The organism is Halomonas sp. SCS19, assembly GCF_040147015.1.
Taxonomy (GTDB): domain Bacteria; phylum Pseudomonadota; class Gammaproteobacteria; order Pseudomonadales; family Halomonadaceae; genus Halomonas; species Halomonas litopenaei.
This window is the reverse complement of the sequence record NZ_JAMSHN010000001.1, coordinates 239,891-261,451: the sequence shown is the minus strand read 5'-3', so window position 1 is coordinate 261,451 and position 21,561 is coordinate 239,891. Positions and strand designations below refer to the sequence as shown.

Below are 21,561 nucleotides of genomic sequence, written 5' to 3'. Positions count from 1 at the left end.
CGTGACTCCTGAAACCGTTGCATGTCGATTCTGCGATCGAGCGGCAAGGTGTTGTGTTTGTGTGGGCCGTGGACACGGCGCTGTGATGTCAGTGTGGTTCAGTCCCCGGGGTTTCGCTCGCGACGCGAATCGCGTACGACAAGGTCAGCAAACGACGTTGACCCCGAGGGTGGGCTATGCTTTTCTCAACGAAACCAAGCAAGCGCTAGTGTAACTGTCGATGAATGTAATGAATGACTCGCCCCGTCGCAAGGAGCTGACCCGGCTCGCCGCTCAGCTGTTTGTCCAGGAAGGCTTCGATCGCACCACCGTGCGCATGCTGGCACAGGAAATGGGGATCAAGTCAGGAAGCCTCTTTCACCACTTTCGTGACAAGCAGGAGATTCTTGCTGCGGTCATCGAAGAGGGCACCCAGAACGCCTTGACGTTGGCTCGAGCCGCGCTCAAGGACAGTGCGCCCGACCCCTTGTCCAGGCTGCATGCCATGGCGCGGGCCCATCTGGATACGCTGTTGACCGACCGCAACGCCCACGTGGTAGCGCTGTATGAGTGGCGGCGCCTCGACGATGGCGCTCGGGACCACCTGACCCACCTGCGTGACGCCTACGAGGCGCTGTGGAACGAGGTGCTGGATGACGCCATCGCAGCGGATCTGGTCACCGGCGATCGCGCCCTGGTTTCGCGCTTTGTGCTGGGCGCCCTGAACTGGACGGTGCGCTGGTACGACCCGGACGGGCCGCGTGACCCCGAACAGCTGGCCCACGAACTGGTCGTGATGATCACCCGCCGTCCTTGATCTGCCAAGGGCAGAGTAGCGGGCCGCCCCCTGTGATGGACAGCTGGGGCGCGCCGTGTGCCTGGTAGTCGGTTCTGCTCGTCTTTTCTCTTTCTCTTTTTCTGCTGTTCTCCTCTTCCCATTCCCGCGTTGTCGTTGCCTCGATGAGGTTCATCCTTTCGCCGAGGGCGCGGGCACGTCCGTCGTGCTCGGTCGGTGCGGTACTTCGAGGTATTCCTAGACGATGGTCTAGCGCACTCTTGCTTGTGTCATGACGTTGAAGCCTCTAGCTTCAACCCTAGCGCTTGCTAGGTTGACGCTTACGTCAACGGAATATTGCTGCCGGGGTCACCCTGGAGAGCTTCATCAACAATCACAACGCAAGAGGCCCGTCATGAGCCACGTCACGCCCGTCGATGCCGAGAGCTATCGCGAGACCTTCGACATCCAGCAGGTGATCGATCGTCTGGACGACCACCAGGATGGATATCTCAACGCCTATCATGCCTGCTGTGGTCGACATCTAGGGCAGGGCAGGGGCGACGTCCTGGCGCTGGTGCATGAGGACACCGCCGGTCAGGTGAGCCGGTTGACCTATCGTGAGCTCGACCAGCAAAGCGCGCGTCTGGCGGGCTGGATGGCGGCTCGGGGGCTGGGTGTCGGTGACCGTATCGCCTGCATGCTGCCGCGTTCGCCGCAACTGCTGGTCGCCGTGGTGGCGACCTGGCGTCTGGGTGCGGTGTACCAGCCGCTGTTTACCGCCTTCGGGCCGGATGCGGTGGACTATCGTCTGGGACGCGCCGACACCCGCCTGGTCATCACCGACGCGGCCAATCGTCACAAGTTCGACGGCCTGGAAAGCTGTCCCCCGGTGCTGGCGCTGGGTGGGGCCAGCGAGACGCACCCGCAGGACCTGTCCTGGGATGAGGCGCTGGCCAGCGAAGCGCTTCAGGACTCGCCGCCGCGGCTGTCGCCAGACGCCCCCTTTCTGCAGATGTTTACCTCCGGCACCGTCGGCAAGCCCAAGGGGGTGGCGGTGCCGCTGTCGGCCATGCCGGCCTTTGCGCTGTATATGGAGCTGGCCGTGGACCTGCGCTCCGAAGATCGCTTCTGGAACATGGCCGATCCAGGCTGGGCCTATGGCCTCTACTACGCCATCGCCGGGCCGCTGCTGCTGGGCGTCACCACCCACTTCTGCGAGGCGGGGTTCAGCGCCGAGGGAGCGCTTGCCTTCATGCAGCGCCATGACATCACCAACTTTGCTGCGGCGCCCACCGCCTATCGACTGATGAAGGCCTCGGGTCTGTTCGACAATGCCCATGAGACGCTGTCGCTGCGCGCGGCAAGTTCAGCGGGCGAGCCGCTCAATACAGAAGTGGTGAGCTGGGTGGAGTCGGCGCTGGGCTGTCCGGTGATGGATCACTACGGCCAGACCGAGACCGGCATGACCTGCAACAACCACCATCGGCTCGAGCACCCGAAGCACATCGGCGGCATGGGCGTACCCATGCCCGGCTACCGCCTGGTGATCCTCGATGCCGAGTACCAGGAGTTGCCCCCCGGTGAGCCCGGCGTGCTGGCGGTGGATATCGAGCGCTCGCCGGCGCACTTCTTCCCCGGCTATACCTGGCAGGAGAAGCATCCCTTCGCCGAGGGTTACTACCTGACCGGAGACGTGGTGGTGCGCAACGAAGACGGCAGCTTCCAGTTCGCCGGGCGCGACGACGACATCATCACCACCGCCGGCTATCGGGTCGGCCCCACCGACGTCGAAAACTCGGTACTGACCCACCCCGCGGTGGCGGAATCTGCGGCTGTGGGGCAGCCGGACGAGATCCGCGGCGAGATCATCAAGTCTTATGTGGTGTTGCGTGACGGCTTCGAGGCCAGCGATGGCCTGGCCGACGAAATTCGTCAGCAGGTGCGAGAGCGCCTGTCGACCCACGCCTTCCCTCGGGTGATCGAGTTTGTCGATGAGTTGCCGAAGACCCCGAGCGGCAAGATTCAGCGCTTCAAGCTGCGAGCCGATGCCGCCGAAAAGGCCTGAACGAGCCGTCGGTATGGTGTCGGGCCAGGCATCCAGATAGACGTTTTTACCTTACGCCCCGAGCGAGTGCTCGGGGCTTGTTGCATGATTGATCAGGAGAATTCGCATGCGTATCGAGAACGCGACCTTTGTCATCACCGGTGCCGGCTCCGGCCTTGGCTCCGCCTGTGCCGAACGCCTGGTGGCCGCCGGTGGTCGAGTCGTGCTGTGCGACTTGAGCGAGGGCGTGCAGGACCAGGCCAGACGTCTGGGCGACGCTGCCATCGCGGTGCAGGGCGATGTCACCTCGGCGGATGACATCCAGGCGGTGATCGACGCGGCCCAGGCCCACGGTGACGGCCTTGCCGGAGTGATCCACTGCGCCGGTGTGGTCAGTGTGGCCAAGCTGGTGGATCGCCACGGCAACCCAGCCGACCTCGACGCCTATGCACGCACCGTGCAGATCAACCTGGTCGGGACCTTCAACGTCATGCGCCTGGCGGCGGCGGCCATGAGCCAGAACCCGCCGGGAGACGACGGTGAGCGTGGGGTCATCATCAATACCGCTTCGGTCGCCGCCTTCGATGGCCAGGTGGGGCAGTGCGCCTACAGCGCCTCCAAGGCGGGGGTGGTAGGCATGAGCCTGCCGGCCGCCAGGGAACTGTCGCGTCACGGCATCCGGGTGATGGCGATCGCGCCAGGCGTGTTCGAGACGCCGATGATGGCGGACATCCCCGAGGATGCCGTCGCCGCGCTGTCCCAGGCGGTGCCTTTCCCCAAGCGGCTGGGCAAGCCCGATGAATTTGCCCGCCTGGCGGAGCAGATCATCACCAACAGCATGCTCAATGGCGAAGTCATTCGCCTGGATGGCGGTATTCGCATGCAGTGAATCCTGCCCTGAAACGAACGCTTGACTTAGAGGGCGGTCGTCGCTACTTTCAAACACATGTTTGAAAGTGCGTCCTGGCGAGGTCCATCGCAGGCGCAGCCACCGAATCCAGGAGTGCCCCATGCCCGACTATCAGGCCCCGCTGCGCGACATGCGCTTCGTGATGGACGAACTGTTCGACTACCCGAGCCATTATGCTCGTCTTCCTGCGGGGGATGATGTCTCGCCCGACGTGGTGGCGGCGATCCTCGAGGAGGGCGCGCGCTTCGCCCGCGAGGTGCTGCTGCCTCTCAACCAGAGCGGTGATCGCGAGGGCTGTCGTCTCGAAGGTGGCGAGGTCAAGGCGCCGAGCGGTTTTCGCGAAGCCTATCGACAGTACGTGGAGGGTGGCTGGCCAAGCCTTGCCGCAGAGCCCGAGCACGGTGGCCAGGGCCTGCCGCCGTCACTGTCGATGCTGCTGTCGGAGATGATCTGTGGCTCGAACCTGGCCTGGGGCATGTATCCGGGTCTGTCCCACGGGGCGGCAGACGCGCTGCGACACCACGGCACCGAAGAGCAGCAGCGTGTCTACCTGACCAAGCTGGTGGAGGGGAGCTGGACCGGCACCATGTGCCTGACGGAGCCCCACTGCGGTACCGACCTCGGGCTGATCAAGACCCGCGCGCTGCCCCAGGATGACGGCAGCTACCGCATCAGCGGGACCAAGATATTCATCTCCGCCGGTGAGCATGATCTGGCCGACAACATCCTTCACCTGGTGCTCGCCAAGCTGCCGGATGCACCCGAGGGATCCAAGGGCATCTCGCTGTTTCTGGTCCCGAAATTTCTGCCAGATGGCCAGGGCGAAGCGGGGGAGCGCAACGGCGTGGTGTGCGGCTCTCTCGAACACAAGATGGGCATCCACGGTAACGCTACCTGCGTGATGAACTTCGACGGCGCCACCGGCTACCTGATCGGTGCGCCGAACAAGGGTCTGGCGTGCATGTTCACCATGATGAACGCCGCGCGTATCGGGGTCGGTATCCAGGGCCTGGGGCTCGCCGAGGCGAGCTTCCAGAACGCCCTGGCCTACGCCCGGGATCGACTGCAGATGCGCGCGCTGTCGGGCCCCAAGGCACCCGAAAAAGCCGCGGATCCGATCATCGTCCATCCGGACGTGCGGCGCATGCTGCTGACCCAGAAGGCTATCGCCGAAGGCGGCCGGATGCTGGTGCTGTATACCGCCCAGTTGGTGGACGTGGTCGAGCAGTGTTCGGCCGGCGAGGAGCGCGAGCGGGCCGAGACCCTGCTGGGCCTGTTGACCCCGGTCGTCAAGGCGTTCCTGACCGAGCTTGGTTTCGAGGCCACCAATGAAGGGGTACAGGTGTTCGGCGGCCACGGCTTTATCCAGGAATGGGGCATGGAGCAGATGGTGCGTGATGCACGCATCACACGGCTGTACGAAGGCACCACCGGGATCCAGGCGCTGGACCTGCTGGGACGCAAGGTGCTGATGAACCAGGGCGAGAGCCTGAAGGTCTTCACAAAGGAGATCCACAAGTTCTGTCAGGCCAATGCCGACGACGAGGCCATGGCGCCCTTTGTTGGCCCGCTGGCCAAGCTCAACAGTCAATGGGGCGAGCTGACCATGGGCATCGGCATGAAGGCCATGAGCGATCGTGAAGAAGTGGGGGCAGCCTCGGTGGACTACCTGATGTACTCGGGCTACGTGACCCTGGCCTATCTGTTCGCCCGGTCGGTCAAGTGCGCCCGGGAAGCGCTGGCGGACTCGCCCAGCGACGCCAGCTTCTACCAGGCCAAGATCCACACCGCGCGCTTCTACTTCGAACGGCTGTTGCCGCGCACCCGTACCCACGCCGCCCAGATGCAGGCAGGGGCCGAGGGCCTGATGGCGATGGACGCGGAAAGTTTCGGCCTTGGTTTCGAGGTGTAGACGGGACTGCCTGTCGACACGATGTTTTGCTGAGCTCTCTCGATCGGGTGACTGATCGTTGATGGGCGGCGAGCCTGGCTCGCCGCCCTTTTTTTATCGAGGCGAAGCGAGCCCGGGGGATGCGTCTGTCGGAGCAGAAGACTGAGACACTTCATTAGCCGCCATACGGGTTTCATGGCATGATGCGCCGATACGCATATTCTTATAGTGAAGGTGATGCAAGACTCTCTCCATCTGTCGATTCTCGCCAAGGAGGCATCATGAGCCGCCACCTGGGATTGGGGGTCAAGTCGTTACTTATCCCGTTGTTGTCCTTTCTGGTCGCACTGGTGCCGGTGCTGTGGATCGGCAGCCACGCGCTTCAGGACGTCGAGCGCCACTTCGGACAACGCTTCGCCGAGCAGTACAGCCAACTGCATACCCAGCGCATGCTGACGCCGCTTTCCACCGAGCTGGCCCTGGCCAGGCGCTTCGGCGATCTGACGGTCACCCGCGACTGGCTCTCGGATATCGACAACGAGGAACTCAAGGCCCGTTTCTTCGCCGAGTCCGAGGGATTTCGCCAGCAGTTCGACGGTGACGACTACTTTGTGGTGCATCACGACAGCCGCCAGTTCTACTTCAACGACGGCAAGATGAGTCCGAGCCGTGCCCCCCGCAACCAGCTGTCACGCAGTGACAGCGAAGACAGCTGGTACTTCCGCATGATGGACAGTGGGGCGCCTACCCGGGTTCAGGTCGCCTATAGTCCGGCGCTGGACATCACCCGGGTGTGGATCAATGTTCGCGTCGACGGCGAGAACGGGCCCCTTGGCATGGTCGGTGGCGGCCTCAATTTCAACCGCCTACTGGCCAGCAGCTTCGACGATCAACCGTTGGGTGTGGCTTCCTTCCTGCTCGGCCGCGAGGGTCGGGTGCTGGCGATGGCAGAGGACGGAGAGCTCCAGGCGACCGACTTGAGCCAGGTCGATGAAGGCGGCGGCGTGCTTGATGCGGCGGTCGAGGATCCCGAGGCCCTCGCCGAGATGCTGGCATCGGCCCGAGAGAGCGGCGGAGATGTGGTGACCCGCACCCTCGAGTGGTCCGGTGAGGAGCGAGTGGTGGCGGTCAGCTACATGCCGGAGCTCGACTGGTGGTTGGTGTCGGCGGTCGATCCCTACGCCGCCACCTTGCTGGAAAAGCGTTGGTTGTGGCCGCTGATGTTCGCCCTGGTGGCCAGCCTCGGGGTGGTGCTGCTGGTGGTGGTGATCGCCCTGCGGCGGCTGATCGTCAACCCGATGCGTCGCCTCAGTCAATCCGCCCAGGCGCTGGCCCAGGGCCGTTATGACACCAGGCTCGACAGTGACCGCGGTGATGAGATCGGCGATCTGTCACGGGATTTCCAGCGCATGGCCGATCAGGTTCAGGCCCATACCGAGGAGCTCGAGGAACGCATCCGTCAGCGCACCATGGATCTCACCCTGGCCAATCGGCAGATGAGCGAGGCCAAGCGTCAGATCGATGATTCCCTCGACTGCGCTCGGGTATTGCAGCAGGCGATCCTGCCCAGCCGCGACATGCAACGCTGCGCCGGGCTAAGGCACGGCGTGCTGTGGAGTCCCAAGGATACGGTCGGCGGCGACATCTTCGTGTTCCGGGATTTCGGTCATGACCGCGGCTATCTGCTGGGGGTCATCGACTGCGCGGGACACGGCGTGCCCGGCGCCCTGATGACCATGCTCGCCCGTGCGGCCTTCGACAACTCGGTCAACCAGGTGGGGCCCGAGAATCCGGCGGGTATCCTCGAGGAGATGGACCGGCGCATTCGCCGCACGCTCGAGGCCGACAGCGAGGCTCACGGCGTGACGCCGCACATGGATGCGGGGCTGGTGTGGGTCGGCGCCGACCAGCAGCAATTGACCTTCTCCGGCGCCAAGCTGGATCTCTATGCCACCGATGGCCAGCGCCTGGAGGTACTGGCCGGTGGCCGACGCGCCCTGGCGTTCAAGCGTCGTGGGGAGTTCACCAATCAAACGTTGGCACTGGTACCTGGCTGGTCCTGTACGCTGTGCAGTGACGGCTTCCTGGATCAGGCAGGCGGCGAGCACGGGTTCGGCTTCGGCAGGCGGCGTTTCGAGGCCATGCTGCTGGAGCACGCCGGGCTCGATCCCAGGGCACAGGTCGCGGCCTTCCTGGATGCGCTGGCGCGATTCCAGGGCGAGGCGCACCAGCGTGACGATATCACTCTGCTGTGCTTCCAGCCGGCGGTCGAGGACGAGCAGGACGGCACCGCGTCCGCGACGTCCAACATTCACCACGGTCACGATGAGGGAATTCCATGGACCTCTTGACGCTGCGCGACCAATTCGACAAACAGCGCGTGCTGCTAAGCTTCAATGGCCCGATTTCCCATAGCCTGATCGAAGAGATCGGCAAGGCCATTCGCAACTACCTCAACAACGAATCTGCGGCACCATCGGCGGCGATGGACGTGTTCTCGACCTACATCGAAATGACCCAGAACATCAGCCATTACGCCACCGCCATGGGCTATGACGAACAGCGGGCCACCGCCACCGTTGCGGTGGCGCGGGGCGAGCAGGGGCACTATCTGGTGTCGGCGGGCAACGTGGTCGAGCATGCCGATGGCCAGCGTCTGATGGCGACCGTCGAGGAACTCGGTGAGATGGACGCGGTCGAGCTCAAGCGATGCTACAAGCAGCAACTCAGAAAGCCGCGTGAAGACGGCTCCCGGGGAGCAGGGCTGGGGTTGATCGACATGGCGCGCAAGTCCTGCCAGCCGCTTCAGTCGAACCTGACGCCGCTCTCCGATCAACAGAGCTTTTTCTGCATCACCGCCACTATCTGACGGAAAGTCGAGAAAATGATCAACGACATTGCGATTGACGGGACCCAGTCGACCCCTGACATTCGTTCTGACTGGGACGCCGGAACGCTGACCATGCGTGGCGATTCCTATCCCGAAAACACCTTCGAGCTCTACAGTGGCGTGCTGAACTGGGTAGATCACTACCTGCGAGACGGCGAGAGCCCCCTCGAAGTGTGCCTGGAACTGGTCTACCTCAACACCAGCTCGGTCAAGGCGATGATGGACATCTTCGACCTGATGGAGGAGGCTCACCTGGAAGGCAAGGCCTGCAGCGTGGATTGGCGCTACGATGTCAGAAACGAACGCATCGCCGAGCTGGCCGAGGAGTTCAAGGAAGACTGCAGTTTTCCGTTTGCGATCACCCCCGTCGAGGATCCCAGTTCATGACCGAAAGGGATCGTCAGCTGCTGCGGGACATCGAGGCGCTGCTGGCCTCGTCCGAGCATCAGGACAATCCACTGAAGGCACCGCTCGAAGCGCTCTACCGGCGGCATACCGAGCAGCTTGAGCGGCTAGAGCGCATGGCTGCCATTTCCGATGGCTTTCAGCGCAACGTCAAGAGCGACCTGTCCACCGCCGAACGCCGGCTGGAGCGACAGCAGCGTCGCCAGCACAAGCTGTCACGCATCGCCGATGGTTATCAGGAGCTGCTGTTCGAGCGCAAGCAGACGCTGGAAAGCGAGGTCATGCTCGATCCATTGACCAAGATCCCCAATCGTCGTGGCCTGCACACCGAGCTGCGTCGACTGATGGCCGCCTCCAGCCGACAGCAACGCCCTTTTACCCTGGCGATGGTGGACATCGACCACTTCAAGCGCTTCAACGACGAGCATGGGCATGATGTCGGCGATCAGGCGCTGCTGGTAGTGGCCAAGGTCCTCGACGACACCCTGCGTGGTGGCGATATCGTCGGTCGCTGGGGGGGCGAAGAGTTTCTGATCGCCTTGCCCGGCGCTTCGCTGTGGGCGGCTGAACCCCTGTTCGAGCGGCTCCAGGCCAAGCTGCGTACCACCCAGGTGGTGAGCGACGACTCCCTGACGCTGACCGTCAGCATCGGCGCGGCGGAGCACCGTCATGACGAGACCTACGAGCAGACCATGAATCGCGCCGACCAGGCGTTGTATCAGGCCAAGCGCAATGGGCGAGATCGCTGGGAGGCCGCCGAGTGACGGGCGTTCTGACTCAGTATCAGATGGTGTGTCGGCGTTGGAGGTTGCGCGGGTCCGGACCTGGCAGGCAGGAGGTGCCGGCAGCATGCTGAGGGTGTCCGAGCGGCTGTGGCTTGCGTCGATCGGCAAGGAACACTGTGACGCTCTGTGGCACGCCATCGATGCGAGCCGGGAGTCGTTGAGGCCCTGGCTGCCGTGGGTCGATGCCACCCGCGAGCCGGGAGATTGCGAGGTCTTCGTCACCGCTGCCATGGCTGAGCGGCGTCTGGGCAGCGCTCGACACTTTGTCTTGCTCGAGGACGACGAGCTGATCGGCGTCGTCGGCTTCAACCGCATCGTCGAGCGTCACCGCTGGGCGTCGCTGGGCTATTGGCTGCGCAGCGACTTCCAGGGTGGGGGCCGGATGACGCAGTCCGTGGCAAGCCTGGTGGAATGGGGTTTCGACGAACTCGAGCTTCATCGACTCGAGATTCGTTGTGCCGAAGGCAATAGCCGTAGTCGCGCTATCCCCGAGCGACTCGGCTTTCAGCAGGAAGGCGTGCTGCGCGAGTGCGAATGGGTCGGCGGACGGGCGCTGTCCCATGTGGTCTATTCGCGTCTTGCCGGTGACCCCGCGCCGGGCTGACGGCCTCGCCTTCAGGCCCAGCGTTCCTCGGCGGTAAAAGCGACGGTAAACCAGCGGCGCTCGGGGGGAATGCTCAGTCGTGAGGATATCTCCTCGCGGATCTCGTCCATCTCTACCATGCCGCGCCCGGCGGCGAAGTTCGGCGCGGTGACGATATGAATCTCGATAAAGTGGCCCCGGCCACTCTTGGCCACATGACTGTAGTAGTGGCTGAGACCCTCTCTTTGCATGATCTCCTTCATCGCCGCGTGCACCTCACGATCGATGGCGCTGGGTGCCATCAGCAGGATGTCCTTGGCGGCTCGCCGAATGATGTTGATGGGCACCGGCATGAACACCAGGGTCAGCACCACCAGCAGCGCCGAATCGACGTAGGGTGTCCAGTGGTCGAGCGCGGTACCTTCCAGCATAAGGGCGATCACGAAGGCCACCAGCAGCGCGCCGGTGATCAGCGCCGCCATCAGCCAGTTCTTCTGATCGATTCGCAGAAACTCGGAGTTGGCCCTGCGATTGATCTTCTTGAGATACACCGCCATGGTGCTGCAGATCACCAGCACCACGGCGGCGTAGAGGGTGGCCGCGCCGAAGGCGAGGGCGTGGCCGCCGCCCAGCAATTCCCGCAGCGCGTTGAGAAAGGCGTAGAAGCACAAGAGCAGCAGAATGCCACCGTTGAGCGCCGCCACCATCGGCTCGAAGTGCCAGAAGCCATGCTGGAAGCGTGAGGTCGCCTCGCGCACGAGCAGCCGCGATACCGCCAGCGCAAGCCCCGACATGGCGGCGTCAATGGTGGAAAAGACGCCATCGAAGAGGATCGACTGGGAGCCGGCCAGCAGGCCGAAACTGACCCCGAGCAGGGCGACGCCCAGGGTGGTGATGATCGAGAGCGACAGGGCCCGTTGTTCGAGTCGTGAATCCATGATCCGATGCAGTGTCGAGGAAAGCTCGACTATAGGGGCTGGCGTCGTTTGGCACCAGCCGGGGCGTTCGCGTCGGCTATCACAGGGCGTGGATCAACAGGGAGAACACCATGAGCAACAATCTCTACGCCAGGGCAGAGTGTGGCTGCGGCGCCATTGCGCTGCTGGTCGCCGGTGAACCCGAGGCCGTCGATCCTCGCCTGAGGCTGGCCTGGTGGCCGGAGACAGCGCTGCAGTTGACGCAAGGGGCGGACTGGCTCGAGCTCACGGATGAACGGCGCGGAGAGCATCGCTTGCTGGTGGAGAGTTGCCGCCGCTGTGGTGACCGGCTCATGGTCTCACGGGAGGGCTGGGTCGAGACGACGCTTGAATGGGTGGAGAGGCTGGGGCTGGAGGTATCGACGCTCAGTGCCAGTGATGCACTTCGAGAGAGCTTCGGGCATGCACGCCCCGTTGACTGAGTCGTCGTGATATCCGCCCATGGGCGCTCGCTGCCTGCGCGGTGAAGGGATCAAGGGTGCGCGTTGGCGAGGGAGGGGTAGCCCAGCAACTGCCCCAGGCGCTCGGCGTGAAGCGACAGCCAGTCGGGGTCGATCGGCCCCCAGTCATCGATGCGATAGTGACCGATATTGTGAGGCTTGCCTGGCTGATGCTCGAAGCGGCAGCGGATATCCAATTCCTCGAGGGCGGCGAGGGTGTCCTGAGCGGTACGTCTCGGCATGCCGGTGGCGGCGGTGATGGCCGGCACGCTATCGATGCCGGTGGCCACCAGATGGGCCAGGTAGAGGCGTCGATAGAAGCTGGTGCGGGTCTTGCTGAGGCTGGTCATGGGCTTTCGCTATCTCGTCAGGGGCCTTTGGTACCGATGGTTCAGCGTCACGTAAAAGCGCGGCCAGTGCAACAGAGGTTCGAGACTTTGATGCACGTCACAGGCGTGCCTGCCGGCACAGGCTAGAGTGTGGCGACACCGGGCGGTGCTTCATGAACTTCGTCATGGAAATGATTCTTGAAGCGCGAACGGTTCTCGCCATTTTCTATCCCGAGGTTCTCGCATGTCTGCATCGCCGATCTTTGACCGCTCCGCCCTGGCCGCCCTGGCCACCACCCTCTGTCTTGGTGTCTTTTCCAGCAGTGCCTCGGCGCTGGAGTATCCGATCGGCGAGCCCGAACTGGTCAACGGCATGGAAGTCGCCGCGGTCTACCTGCAGCCGGTGGTCATGGAGCCTGCCGGTGAGCTGGCCGCTGCCGAGGCCGATATTCATCTCGAGGCGGATATTCACGCCCTCGAGGACAACGACAACGGTTTTCCTCCCGGCGCCTGGATTCCTTTTCTGCACATTGACTATCGGTTGCAGAAGGAAGGCAGCGACAGTGTGATCGAAGGTAGCCTGATGCCGATGATCGCCAGCGACGGCACCCACTATGGTGTCAATGTGGCGCTCGAAGGCATGGGGCGCTATCACCTGAGCTTCCACATCGAAGCGCCGCACCTGATGCGTCATATCGACAAGGAAACCGGCGTGGCACCCTGGTATGCGCCCTTCGACGTCGAGTATGACTTTGTCTACGCCGGCGTGGGCAAGAAGGGCGGCTACTGAGAGGAGGCGGTCATGTTGCTGCTACGTCGTTCCCGTCTCTCGGGCGCGCTGATCACGGCGCCGTTGGTCGCGCTGTCGCTGATGACACTGTGCGCCACCTCTGGTCAGGCAGAGGCCGGAGCGCTGCCTACCTACCGGTTGACCCTTGTTGACGGCAGGCTTGATCCCGTCGAACTCGAGGTCGTCGCCGGGCAGCGGTTCAAGATCGAACTGCATAATGCCGGAAGTACGCCGGTGGAATTCGAGAGTCGCCGGCTTCGCCAGGAAAAGGTGATGGGCCCCGGCGTTCACTCCTTCGTCGTGGTCCACCCGCTGAAGCCGGGGCGCTACGACTACTTCGACGAGTTTCACCTGCCCGATGCCCAGGGCGTGATCATCGCTCGGGAAGCCTCCGAGGAGGCTCACCCATGAACGAAGCGGCCTTTATCGTGGTCCTGCGCGAGAGCCTGGAGGCCATCCTGGTGGTCGGCCTTGTCTACGCCTGGCTCGCCCGAGAGGGGCGTCGCGATGCCTTGAATTGGCTGTGGGGCGGTGTCGCGGCGGGTATCGCCCTGGCGGTGGTGCTGGGTGCTGTGCTGATGGGAGTAGGGCGCTGGTTGACCGGTGACGCCCAGACCCTGTTTCAGACCGCCATGTCGGCGCTGGCCGCCGCGTTGATCGTGCAGATGGTGGCGTGGATGCGCCGTCGCGGCGCCTCCTTCAAACGCTCCATGGAGTGTGACGCCATGCTGTGTCTGTCGCGCTCACGGCTGTGGGGCATTGCTACCCTGGTTGCCCTGGCGGTGGCTCGGGAAGGCGCCGAGACCCTGGTGTTTCTGTACGGTCTGGGTCTGGCCCAGTGGCGAGGCGGACAACTGACCTCCTTCGCCCTGGCCGCAGGTCTCGGCTTTGTCACGGCGGCTGCCTGCTTCGTGATGCTGCAGTGGTCCTCGCGACGACTGGCCTGGCGCGGGTTCTTCCGGGCCAGCGAGATCCTGCTGCTGCTGGTGGCGGCGGGCCTGTGGGTAGCGGCGCTCGAGCGGCTGATGAATCTGGGCTGGTTGCCGGTCGGGATCGATCCGCTGTGGGACACCAGTGCCTGGCTGGATGATGGCCAGGGAGTCGGCGGACTATTGGCCAGTATCGCCGGTTACCGTGCCTGGCCTTCCTCGACGCTGGTGCTCGGCTACCTGTGCTATTGGGGCCTCGTCTACTGGTGGGTGGGCGGGCAGCGCCCGTCGCACAACGTCGTCGAGGGAGCGGTGTCGTGAACGAGGCGGCGGCAGTGACGGCAACAGGGACGGCAACAGTGACGCCAGCAGTGATGCCAGAAGCCAGCGATCGTCGCTGCGGGCCTGGCAAGGAGACTCGGCCAACCGTGGCTGAGAATCGGCATCCAGGCGCCCGCAAGACCCGACGCTGGGCACGTCTGGGAGCCTGGCTGAAGCATCATCGGCGCTGGATTCTGACACTGCAGTGGGCCGTGGTGGCGTTCTACGCCGTGCTGCTGCTGGTGCCGCCCTTGTTGCCCCTGCCGAACCATGAGGCACGCATCCTCGATCACCTCACGGTGTTCGCCGAGTTCGTGTTCTGGGGTATCTGGTGGCCCTTTGTCATGGTCAGCATGGTGGTGGCGGGGCGGCTATGGTGCGGGATGATGTGTCCGGAGGGTGCCATCACGGAAGCCGCCAGCCGTGTCGGCCTGGGTCGGGCGATACCGCGCTGGATGCGTTGGGGTGGCTGGCCGTTCGTGGGCTTCGCCATGACCACGATCTATGGGCAGCTGGTCAGCGTCTACCAGTATCCCAAGGCCGCACTGCTGGTGCTGGGGGGCTCGACCCTGGCGGCGGCCGTGATCGGTCTGGTCTACGGCAAGGGCAAGCGCGTCTGGTGTCGCCATCTGTGTCCGGTCAGCGGCGTCTTTGCGCTGTTGGCCAAGCTGGCGCCGTTGCACTACCGCGCCGACCCCGAGGTATGGACCGAACACGGACGGCGCCAGCGCCGGCGTGAGGTGTCAAGAAGCCGGGCTCCGGACTGCCCGGTGCTGATCCCGCTGAAGCAGCTGGACAGCGCCAGTGACTGCCATCTGTGCTCGCGTTGCTCAGGCTACAAGGATGCTATCCATCTCGAGCTCAGGGCGCCCGGCATCGAGGTGGTGTCGCCACCGCCTCAGCGACCCGCGACCCTGTGGGAGTTCGTGCTGGTGGTATTCGGCCTGCTGGGCATCGCGGTGGGGGCATTCCACTGGTCGGCGAGCCCCTGGTTCGTGGCCGCCAAGCAGCAGGCGGCCGTCTGGCTCTATCAGCACGGTTGGGGATGGCCGCTGGAAACCAGCGCACCCTGGTGGCTGCTGACCCACTATCCCGAACACAACGACGTCTTCACCCTGCTCGATGGAGCCCTGCTGCTGGGCTATATCGGCGTGACTACCCTGGTGCTGGGGGGGCTTGTCTCGCTGTCGCTGTCGCTGACCAACCGTCTGCTTGGCCGCTGGCGCTGGCAGCGCCTGTGGCACCTGTCCTACGCCCTGATACCCCTGGCCGCGGTCGGCGTCTTCCTGGGCCTGTCGATGACCACCCTGACCCTGCTGCGAGGCGATGGCCTGCTGATCCACTGGGCCAATGACGCCAGGGCGCTGTTGCTGGGGCTTGGCGTACTGGCAAGCGCGGGGCTTGGATGGGGCATCCTCGGACGCTACGCCAGTGGCCCGCGTCGACTTCTGGCCATGCTGCCCATGCTCGCCGCCCAGGCGCCGGTGATCGGCGCCTGGTGGCTGCTGTTCTGGGGCTGGTAGAGCGTGGTATCGCCTGGTAGAGAGCCAGCCACCGCACTAATTATGCGTTTGCGGTGAAAGGGGCCTGTCTCTGGTAAAGCGGGGCCGCAATGATCTGGCGCATTTCCTCATCCTAGGTGATATAGGCCGGCGGGCTGGTAGAGAGCCAGCCAGCGCCGACCCTGCCCACTAATTATGCGTTTGCTGTGAAAGTTATGCGTTTGCTGTGAAAGGAGCCTTCATGGCCTTGATGATCTGGCGCATTTCGTCATCCGAGGTGATATAGGCCGGCATGGTGTAAAGCCATCTGCCGAAGGACCTCAGCCACACGCCCTGTTCACGGGCGATGGCGGCGGCACCTTTCAGCGCTTTACTGTCGTGCACCTCGATCACGCCGGTGGCACCGAGCACACGGATGTCGGCCACCGCAGGGTGGGCGCGCAGGTCACTGTCGCCGGCGAGTTCCTGCACAAGGATGGCGTTGAGCCGAGCGATACGGCCCAGATAGTCGTCCTCCTCGAAGACCCTGAGGCTTTCCAGTGCCACGCGACAAGCCAGCGGATTGCCCATGAAGGTCGGGCCGTGCATAAAGGCGTGAAGCTCGCTGTCGCCGATAAAGGTGTCATGGACACGGTCGTTGGCCAGGGTCGCCGCGTGGCCAAGGTAGCCACCGGTCAGCCCCTTGGACAGCACCATGATGTCCGGACTGACACCGGCATGGTCGGCGGCGAACATGCGCCCGGTGCGTCCAAAGCCGGTGGCCACTTCGTCGAACACTAACAGCACGTCGAACTCGTCGCACAAGGCGCGAGCACCCTTCAGATAGTCCGGTGAGGTCATGTTGAGACCTCCGGCGGCCTGCAGCAGGGGTTCCATCAGCAGCGCGGCGATCTCGTGGTGGTGGGCTTCCAGCACCGCTCGCAGGGCGTCGAGGTCGGCGGCGACCTGCTCCGGCGTGGCCGCATAGGGGGCCGTCGGCGCCGGGGCGAAATGGTGTTTCGGAAGAAAGCCGGAAAACAGCGAATGCATGCCCTCTTCGGGGTCACACACCGCCATGCAGCCGGCGGTATCACCGTGGTAGGCCTTCATCAACGACAGCATGCGGTGCTTGTTGGGGCGGCCGCGCAGATGGTGGTACTGCACCGCCATCTTCATCGCCACCTCCATGCCCACCGAGCCGCTGTCTGAGAAGAACACGTGGTTGAGGCCCTCTGGCGTGACGCGAACCAGTTCCCGCGCGAGCTGGTCGGCGGGATCGTGGGTCAGTCCTCCAAGCATCACGTGACACAGCGTGGCAGCCTGCTCCTGAATCGCCTTGACCAGCCGTGGATGTCCGTAGCCGTGGATCATGCACCACCAGGAGCAGGTCGCGTCGAGCAATGATTCGCCGCTGTCCAGGGTAAAGCGGGTGCCCTGGCCGCCGACTACCCGGGGGGTAGGGGCCTGGGTCTTGAGATGGGCGTAGGGATGCCACACCGGAGAGGTCATGTCGGCTCCTGAGGGACGCTTGGTGGTAAACTGAGTGACGAGCTAAAAGTTTACCACCGCTGCTGCTGCCGTCGCCAATGCCAGCGCTCGTACCCGGAAAACCGGGGTAGAGCGGGGCAGGCGAGGGTACAAGGCGGAGCGGTGCTTTCTAAGGGATGCTGGGCTCTGGGATGCTGGGCTCAGGGATGCTGGGCTCAGGGATGCTGGGCGTCGACACGTTCGAGAAAGCGCTCGAACAGAAACGCCTCGTCGTTTTTCAGCGAGCGACTCAGGCAGTCGATGAACTCTCGGCGCGGATAGGTGAAGACCCGCGGCGCCTTGTAGGCATCCAGATCGATGGCGATCACCTCTCCGTCGACGACCAGGAAGTTCTCTGTGTGCAGGCCACGACAGTGGATACGGTCACGGTACAAGGCTTCGAGAATGTCCAGGTAGCGGTTCTGCAGTTCCGGAGAGTCGAGGACCAGCTTTTTAAGCGCGATGCCGTGCACGTTGGCGGTGACCAGACGATAGCGCTCTGCCGACAGGATTTTCGGTGTGGCGATACCCAGTCGCTCCAGTCGGCCGGCGACATAGCGAAAATTGTGGCCGGGGTAGCGCCGGATGCCCAGGCGGTAGCGCCAGCGATCGCTGGTCTTGGGCGTGAAGGTCTTGATGAAGGCGTCCTGGTCCGCGTCGTAGTGGACCTCGGTGTACTTGCCGGTCTGGATTAGTTGCATGGCGTCCTTGGCAGGCAGGGGGTGGCGGTCAAAACAAGGAGAGGTAAGACGTCAGGCGTCTTCGTCGAAGCGTGCGTCGAACAGTGCCTCCAGAGCGTCCAGCACCGCGTCCGCGTCCTTGCCTTCGGCCTCCAGGGTCAGCTCCGTACCGCAGGGGGCGGCCAGCATCAGCAGCGACATGATGTTGGCGGCGTCACCCGAGCGGCTGCCATGGTGGACGGTGACGGTGGCGTCAAAGGGTTGGCAGCAGGTGACCAGGCGAGTCGCGGCGCGTGCATGCAGGCCGCGACGATTGGTCAGGGTCAGGGTGCGTCGGGCCACGCCTAGAGTCCTCCGCTGTCCAGTCGGCGTTGCTGGCCGAGTTCGCGGTGGCGTAGACGGACGCGGGGATGCTGGTCGGCCAGGGCCGAGGCGATTCCCTCGGCCAGGTAGACCGAACGATGCTGTCCTCCGGTGCAGCCCACCGCCACGGTGAGGTAGCTGCGCTGGCTTTGCTGATAGCGCGGTAGCCAGGTGCGCACCCAGGCGAGAATGTCGCGTTTCATGTCGGCGACGTCCTGATAGCGTTCGAGGAAGTCGATGACGCTGGGATCGCAGCCATTGGCATCACGCAGCGATGGTTCCCAGTAGGGGTTGGGCAGACAGCGGGCATCGAACACGATGTCTGCATCCGGCGGCACGCCACGCTTGAAGCCGAAGGACTCCACGGTCAGGCTCAACTGGCCGCTGCGGTGGTCGGCGACCTGTTCGGCGATGCGCGAACGCAGTTCGTGTACCGACAGGCGAGAGCTGTCGATGACCAGATCGGCCAGGTCTCGAATGCCCGAAAGGGCCTTCTGTTCGGACTCGATGGCTTCCGCCAGGGTCATGTCGCTATCACGGGTCAGCGGGTGACGGCGCCGCGTGTGGGAATAACGCTCGAGCAGAATTCGCGCATCACTGGTCAGGTAGACCACCTGGCAGTCGATCGGACTCTGCTTGAGGGACGCCAGCTGGGCGGGGAAGCGTTCCAGCGCCTCAGGCAGGTTGCGGGCGTCGACGCTGACGGCGATACGGCGGGAATGACCGTTTTCCAGCTCGTCCACCAAGGCGCCCAGCAAGGTCGCGGGAAGGTTGTCGATGGCGTAGAACCCCAGGTCCTCCAGGGCCTGAAGGGCCACGGACTTTCCCGAGCCGGAGCGACCACTGATGATCACGAGCTGCATGTCCTGTCTCCTTGGGCAGGCGTCCATTGCTGATGGCCTAGGCAAGGCCGCGATCAGGAGGGAGTGTCGTCCCCTGGCGCCTGTTGGCGGATGGCTTCCTGCAGGCGCTCGTGAAGCTCGCGCTGGGAGCTGGCGTGGCGCAGACGGTGACGTGTGTCGGCGTCGTTCATGACGCCAGCGACCTGGCCGAGCAGGGCAAGATGGGCGTCGTCGGCCTCTTCCGGCACCAGCAGCACGAACACCAGATCGACGGGCTCACCATCGATGGCATCGAAGTCGACAGGTTCCGCGAGTTTGAGGAAGCCGGAGATGGGCGCCTTGCAGTGGGGGTTGCGGGCATGGGGAATGGCGACGCCATTGCCGATGCCGGTACTGCCCAGGCGCTCACGTCCGATCAGCCGACTGAAGACCTCCTGGCTGTCCAGGCTCGGGGTGTTCTGCGCAATGAAGGTGCTGAAAAACTCCAGCACCCTCTTCTTGCTGCCTCCCGGGACATCGAACAATGTGCGCTCGGGAGGGAGAATGGCTTCCAATGTCATGAGAGTCAGCGAATTCCGGCGCCTTGGGCGCGGGCTTGGGATTTTTCCTTGTGCTTGACCAGCTGGCGGTCCAGCTTGTCGGCAAGGGCGTCGATAGCAGCATACATGTCGCCGTCCTGCGCTTCGGCATGCAGGTCGGCACCGGCGGCGTGAAGGGTGCAGGCGGCCAGCTGGCGTTCCTTTTCCACCGAGAGGGTCACCTGGACGTTGGTGATGTTGTCGTAGTGGCGCTCCACACGGGCGAGCTTCTCTTGTACGTAGTCACGCAGGGGATCGGTCAATTCGACGTGGTGGCCGGTGATGTTGACTTGCATGACAGGCTCCTTGCTCTTTCGGGTGGTGGCTTGATTGTAACCCTTTTTCCGATCCTGCAAACCCCCTCGACGCTACGCAGAAAGACGCAGATGTCATGCGAAATTTCAAGTGCTTGCGCTTTCCCGATAACTAGGCTAGCGACGCCGCAGCGCAAGGCCTCAGCGCAGTCGCTTGCGCTCGCTGGAAGACGGAATATTCATGGCTTCCCGGTACTTTGCCACGGTGCGTCTGGCGACATTGACGCCGTCTTCCGCCAGCAATTCCACCAGTTTGCTGTCCGACAGAGGTTTGCGGGCAGGTTCCTTTTGAATCAACGATTTGATCATGGCGCGAATGGCGGTACTGGAATGGGCGTCGCCATCCTGGCCGACCTGGCTCGAGAAAAAATACTTCAACTCGAACACGCCGCGAGGCGTGTGCACGAACTTCTGGGTGGTCACGCGGGAGATGGTGGACTCGTGCATCTCCACCTTGTCTGCGATATCGGCCAGCACCAACGGTTTCATGGCCGCTTCTCCCTGCTCGAGGAAGTCGATCTGACGCACCATGATTTCCCGGCCGACCTTCAGCAAGGTGTCGTTGCGGCTGGACAGACTCTTGATCAGCCAGCGCGCCTCCTGCAGGTGGTCCTTGAGGAACTGGTTGTCCTGGCTCTTGTCCGCGCGCCGAATCAGCGCAGCGTAGTCGGGCTGGATGCGCAGTCGGGGCATTGCATCCGGATTGAGTTCAACGCGCCAGCCCTCTTCGGTGTGGCGTACCACCAGGTCGGGAATGACGTAGTCGTTATCGCTGTCACCGAACTGGCTGCCGGGACGTGGGTCGAGGCTTCGGATCAGCTCGATGACGCTGTCGAGTTGGTCGTCATCGAGTCCTAGCCGGCGCTTCAGCAGACGTCGGTCGCCGCTGGCCAGCGCCTCGAGAAACTGTCTTACCAGTCGTCCGGCCTGGGGCAGCAGGACGGTATCGCGAGGCAGACTATCCAGTTGCAGCATCAAACACTCGCGCAGGTCGCGGGCGAACACTCCGGTCGGTTCGAACTGTTGCAGCCGAACCAGCACCGCCTCCACCTCGGCGAGGGGAGGGGGGCGACGACCGTCTTGCTCGAGCCCCTGGGCGATGTCATCCAGTGTCTGCTCGAGATAGCCGTCGGCGTTGACCGCGTCGAGCAGGCTCTCGGCGATCAGGCGCTCCTGGTCGCTGACGTCGAGCATCGCCAGTTGCCAGCTCAGGTGGCTGTGCAGTGACTGGGAGCTTGCCTGGCGCTCGAAATCCGGCGCCTCGCCACTACCGGCGGGGGTGGTGCCCAGGTCCTGGTAGGTGTCGGACCAGTCGCTGTCCACACTGAGCTCCGAGGGGATCTGATCCGCCCAGTCATCTTCCACGGCTTCCCTGGTCTGCTGTTCGCCGAACTCGTCCTCGAGTTCGAGCATGGGGTTGGCCTCCAGCGCCTGCTGGACCTCCTGGCGCAGGTCCAGGGTCGAAAGCTGCAGCAGGCCGATCGCCTGTTGCAGTTGCGGGGTCATGGTCAGCTGGGTACCGATGCGCAGCTGCAGTGACGCCTTGAGGGCCATGGGTCGGGATCCACCAGTGTTGTCGAAAGGCTTTACCCTAACGACGAGTCATCAGACATGCAAGCATCTTGCCAAGTTGGTGTTTTTTGACCTGTGGGAGGGAGTGAAAAGGTCGATGTGGAACAACTTGGTAGGGGGGGAGGTGCTTCTTTCGAGGGAGGCCCTGTGTGC

Annotated in this window: 23 protein-coding genes; 14 read left to right on the top strand and 9 right to left on the bottom strand. The window is 63.7% G+C overall.

Features of this window, described 5'->3' with window-relative positions; all coding sequences use genetic code 11:
* Window positions 1-229: 229 nt before the first annotated feature.
* From NFH97_RS01135 to NFH97_RS01095, 9 genes are all read left to right on the top strand, one after another.
* Window positions 230-796 (top strand): TetR/AcrR family transcriptional regulator, encoded by a 567-nt coding sequence (locus NFH97_RS01135; RefSeq protein ID WP_045993235.1) that lies wholly within the window; start codon window positions 230-232, stop codon window positions 794-796.
* Between the two features lie 373 nt (window positions 797-1,169).
* Window positions 1,170-2,822: an AMP-binding protein gene (locus NFH97_RS01130; RefSeq protein WP_348827878.1), complete on the top strand. Its 1,653-nt coding sequence runs from the start codon at window positions 1,170-1,172 to the stop codon at window positions 2,820-2,822.
* A gap of 106 nt (window positions 2,823-2,928) precedes the next feature.
* On the top strand, window positions 2,929-3,690 hold the full coding sequence (locus tag NFH97_RS01125; RefSeq protein WP_045993237.1) for an SDR family NAD(P)-dependent oxidoreductase: 762 nt from the start codon (window positions 2,929-2,931) through the stop codon (window positions 3,688-3,690).
* 121 nt (window positions 3,691-3,811) lie between these two features.
* Window positions 3,812-5,623, top strand: a complete 1,812-nt coding sequence (locus tag NFH97_RS01120) for an acyl-CoA dehydrogenase C-terminal domain-containing protein (protein ID WP_108447654.1) — start codon at window positions 3,812-3,814, stop codon at window positions 5,621-5,623.
* Between the two features lie 260 nt (window positions 5,624-5,883).
* Window positions 5,884-7,953, top strand: a complete 2,070-nt coding sequence (siaA, locus tag NFH97_RS01115) for a biofilm regulation protein phosphatase SiaA (RefSeq protein ID WP_185696416.1) — start codon at window positions 5,884-5,886, stop codon at window positions 7,951-7,953.
* A complete protein-coding gene (siaB, locus tag NFH97_RS01110; protein WP_045993240.1) occupies window positions 7,941-8,471 on the top strand; it encodes a biofilm regulation protein kinase SiaB in 531 nt (176 codons plus the stop codon). Before siaA ends, siaB begins: the two co-directional genes overlap by 13 nt.
* 15 nt (window positions 8,472-8,486) lie before the next feature.
* A complete protein-coding gene (gene siaC, locus NFH97_RS01105; RefSeq protein WP_275041601.1) occupies window positions 8,487-8,879 on the top strand; it encodes a biofilm regulation phosphoprotein SiaC in 393 nt (130 codons plus the stop codon).
* Window positions 8,876-9,661 (top strand): diguanylate cyclase, encoded by a 786-nt coding sequence (locus NFH97_RS01100; RefSeq protein ID WP_045993241.1) that lies wholly within the window; start codon window positions 8,876-8,878, stop codon window positions 9,659-9,661. Before siaC ends, NFH97_RS01100 begins: the two co-directional genes overlap by 4 nt.
* An 85-nt stretch (window positions 9,662-9,746) precedes the next feature.
* Window positions 9,747-10,286, top strand: a complete 540-nt coding sequence (locus NFH97_RS01095) for a GNAT family N-acetyltransferase (RefSeq protein WP_348827882.1) — start codon at window positions 9,747-9,749, stop codon at window positions 10,284-10,286.
* An 11-nt stretch (window positions 10,287-10,297) separates the two neighbouring features.
* Here the strand turns inward: NFH97_RS01095 and NFH97_RS01090 are convergent, their stop codons facing one another.
* Complete coding sequence (locus NFH97_RS01090; protein WP_349624241.1) at window positions 10,298-11,203, bottom strand: cation diffusion facilitator family transporter; 906 nt, start codon at window positions 11,201-11,203, stop codon at window positions 10,298-10,300.
* A 110-nt stretch (window positions 11,204-11,313) separates the two neighbouring features.
* Between NFH97_RS01090 and NFH97_RS01085 the strand changes: the two genes are divergently transcribed.
* The gene (locus NFH97_RS01085) at window positions 11,314-11,664 is read left to right on the top strand and encodes a hypothetical protein (RefSeq protein WP_348827883.1); all 351 of its coding nucleotides are present in this window, start codon (window positions 11,314-11,316) and stop codon (window positions 11,662-11,664) included.
* A gap of 50 nt (window positions 11,665-11,714) precedes the next feature.
* Here NFH97_RS01085 and NFH97_RS01080 read toward each other — a convergent pair whose 3' ends face one another.
* Window positions 11,715-12,032: a winged helix-turn-helix domain-containing protein gene (locus tag NFH97_RS01080; RefSeq protein WP_045993245.1), complete on the bottom strand. Its 318-nt coding sequence runs from the start codon at window positions 12,030-12,032 to the stop codon at window positions 11,715-11,717.
* A gap of 223 nt (window positions 12,033-12,255) precedes the next feature.
* Between NFH97_RS01080 and NFH97_RS01075 the strand changes: the two genes are divergently transcribed.
* From NFH97_RS01075 to NFH97_RS01060, 4 genes are all read left to right on the top strand, one after another.
* Window positions 12,256-12,801, top strand: a complete 546-nt coding sequence (locus NFH97_RS01075; protein ID WP_108447658.1) for an iron transporter — start codon at window positions 12,256-12,258, stop codon at window positions 12,799-12,801.
* A 12-nt stretch (window positions 12,802-12,813) separates the two neighbouring features.
* Window positions 12,814-13,212, top strand: coding sequence for a cupredoxin domain-containing protein (locus NFH97_RS01070; protein ID WP_231498632.1), 399 nt, complete (start codon window positions 12,814-12,816; stop codon window positions 13,210-13,212).
* A complete protein-coding gene (locus NFH97_RS01065; RefSeq protein ID WP_287164835.1) occupies window positions 13,209-14,051 on the top strand; it encodes an FTR1 family iron permease in 843 nt (280 codons plus the stop codon). Before NFH97_RS01070 ends, NFH97_RS01065 begins: the two co-directional genes overlap by 4 nt.
* Window positions 14,052-14,158: 107 nt before the next feature.
* On the top strand, window positions 14,159-15,574 hold the full coding sequence (locus tag NFH97_RS01060; RefSeq protein ID WP_348827885.1) for a 4Fe-4S binding protein: 1,416 nt from the start codon (window positions 14,159-14,161) through the stop codon (window positions 15,572-15,574).
* A gap of 192 nt (window positions 15,575-15,766) precedes the next feature.
* Here NFH97_RS01060 and bioA read toward each other — a convergent pair whose 3' ends face one another.
* The 7 genes from bioA to NFH97_RS01025 form a co-directional block, all read right to left on the bottom strand.
* Window positions 15,767-17,041 (bottom strand): adenosylmethionine--8-amino-7-oxononanoate transaminase, encoded by a 1,275-nt coding sequence (gene bioA, locus NFH97_RS01055; RefSeq protein ID WP_349624239.1) that lies wholly within the window; start codon window positions 17,039-17,041, stop codon window positions 15,767-15,769.
* Window positions 17,042-17,235: 194 nt separating this feature from the next.
* Window positions 17,236-17,760, bottom strand: a complete 525-nt coding sequence (locus NFH97_RS01050; RefSeq protein ID WP_348827887.1) for a BUD32 family EKC/KEOPS complex subunit — start codon at window positions 17,758-17,760, stop codon at window positions 17,236-17,238.
* A gap of 51 nt (window positions 17,761-17,811) precedes the next feature.
* Window positions 17,812-18,081 (bottom strand): HPr family phosphocarrier protein, encoded by a 270-nt coding sequence (locus tag NFH97_RS01045; RefSeq protein ID WP_045993249.1) that lies wholly within the window; start codon window positions 18,079-18,081, stop codon window positions 17,812-17,814.
* A 2-nt stretch (window positions 18,082-18,083) separates the two neighbouring features.
* Complete coding sequence (gene rapZ, locus NFH97_RS01040) at window positions 18,084-18,965, bottom strand: RNase adapter RapZ (RefSeq protein ID WP_045993250.1); 882 nt, start codon at window positions 18,963-18,965, stop codon at window positions 18,084-18,086.
* 53 nt (window positions 18,966-19,018) lie between these two features.
* A complete protein-coding gene (gene ptsN, locus NFH97_RS01035) occupies window positions 19,019-19,504 on the bottom strand; it encodes a PTS IIA-like nitrogen regulatory protein PtsN (protein ID WP_045993251.1) in 486 nt (161 codons plus the stop codon).
* A 5-nt stretch (window positions 19,505-19,509) separates the two neighbouring features.
* Entirely contained in the window at window positions 19,510-19,818 is a 309-nt protein-coding gene (hpf, locus tag NFH97_RS01030) for a ribosome hibernation-promoting factor, HPF/YfiA family (RefSeq protein WP_045993252.1), read from the bottom strand.
* A 159-nt stretch (window positions 19,819-19,977) separates the two neighbouring features.
* Window positions 19,978-21,390, bottom strand: a complete 1,413-nt coding sequence (locus NFH97_RS01025) for an RNA polymerase factor sigma-54 (RefSeq protein ID WP_213228699.1) — start codon at window positions 21,388-21,390, stop codon at window positions 19,978-19,980.
* Between the last annotated feature and the right edge of the window lie 171 nt (window positions 21,391-21,561).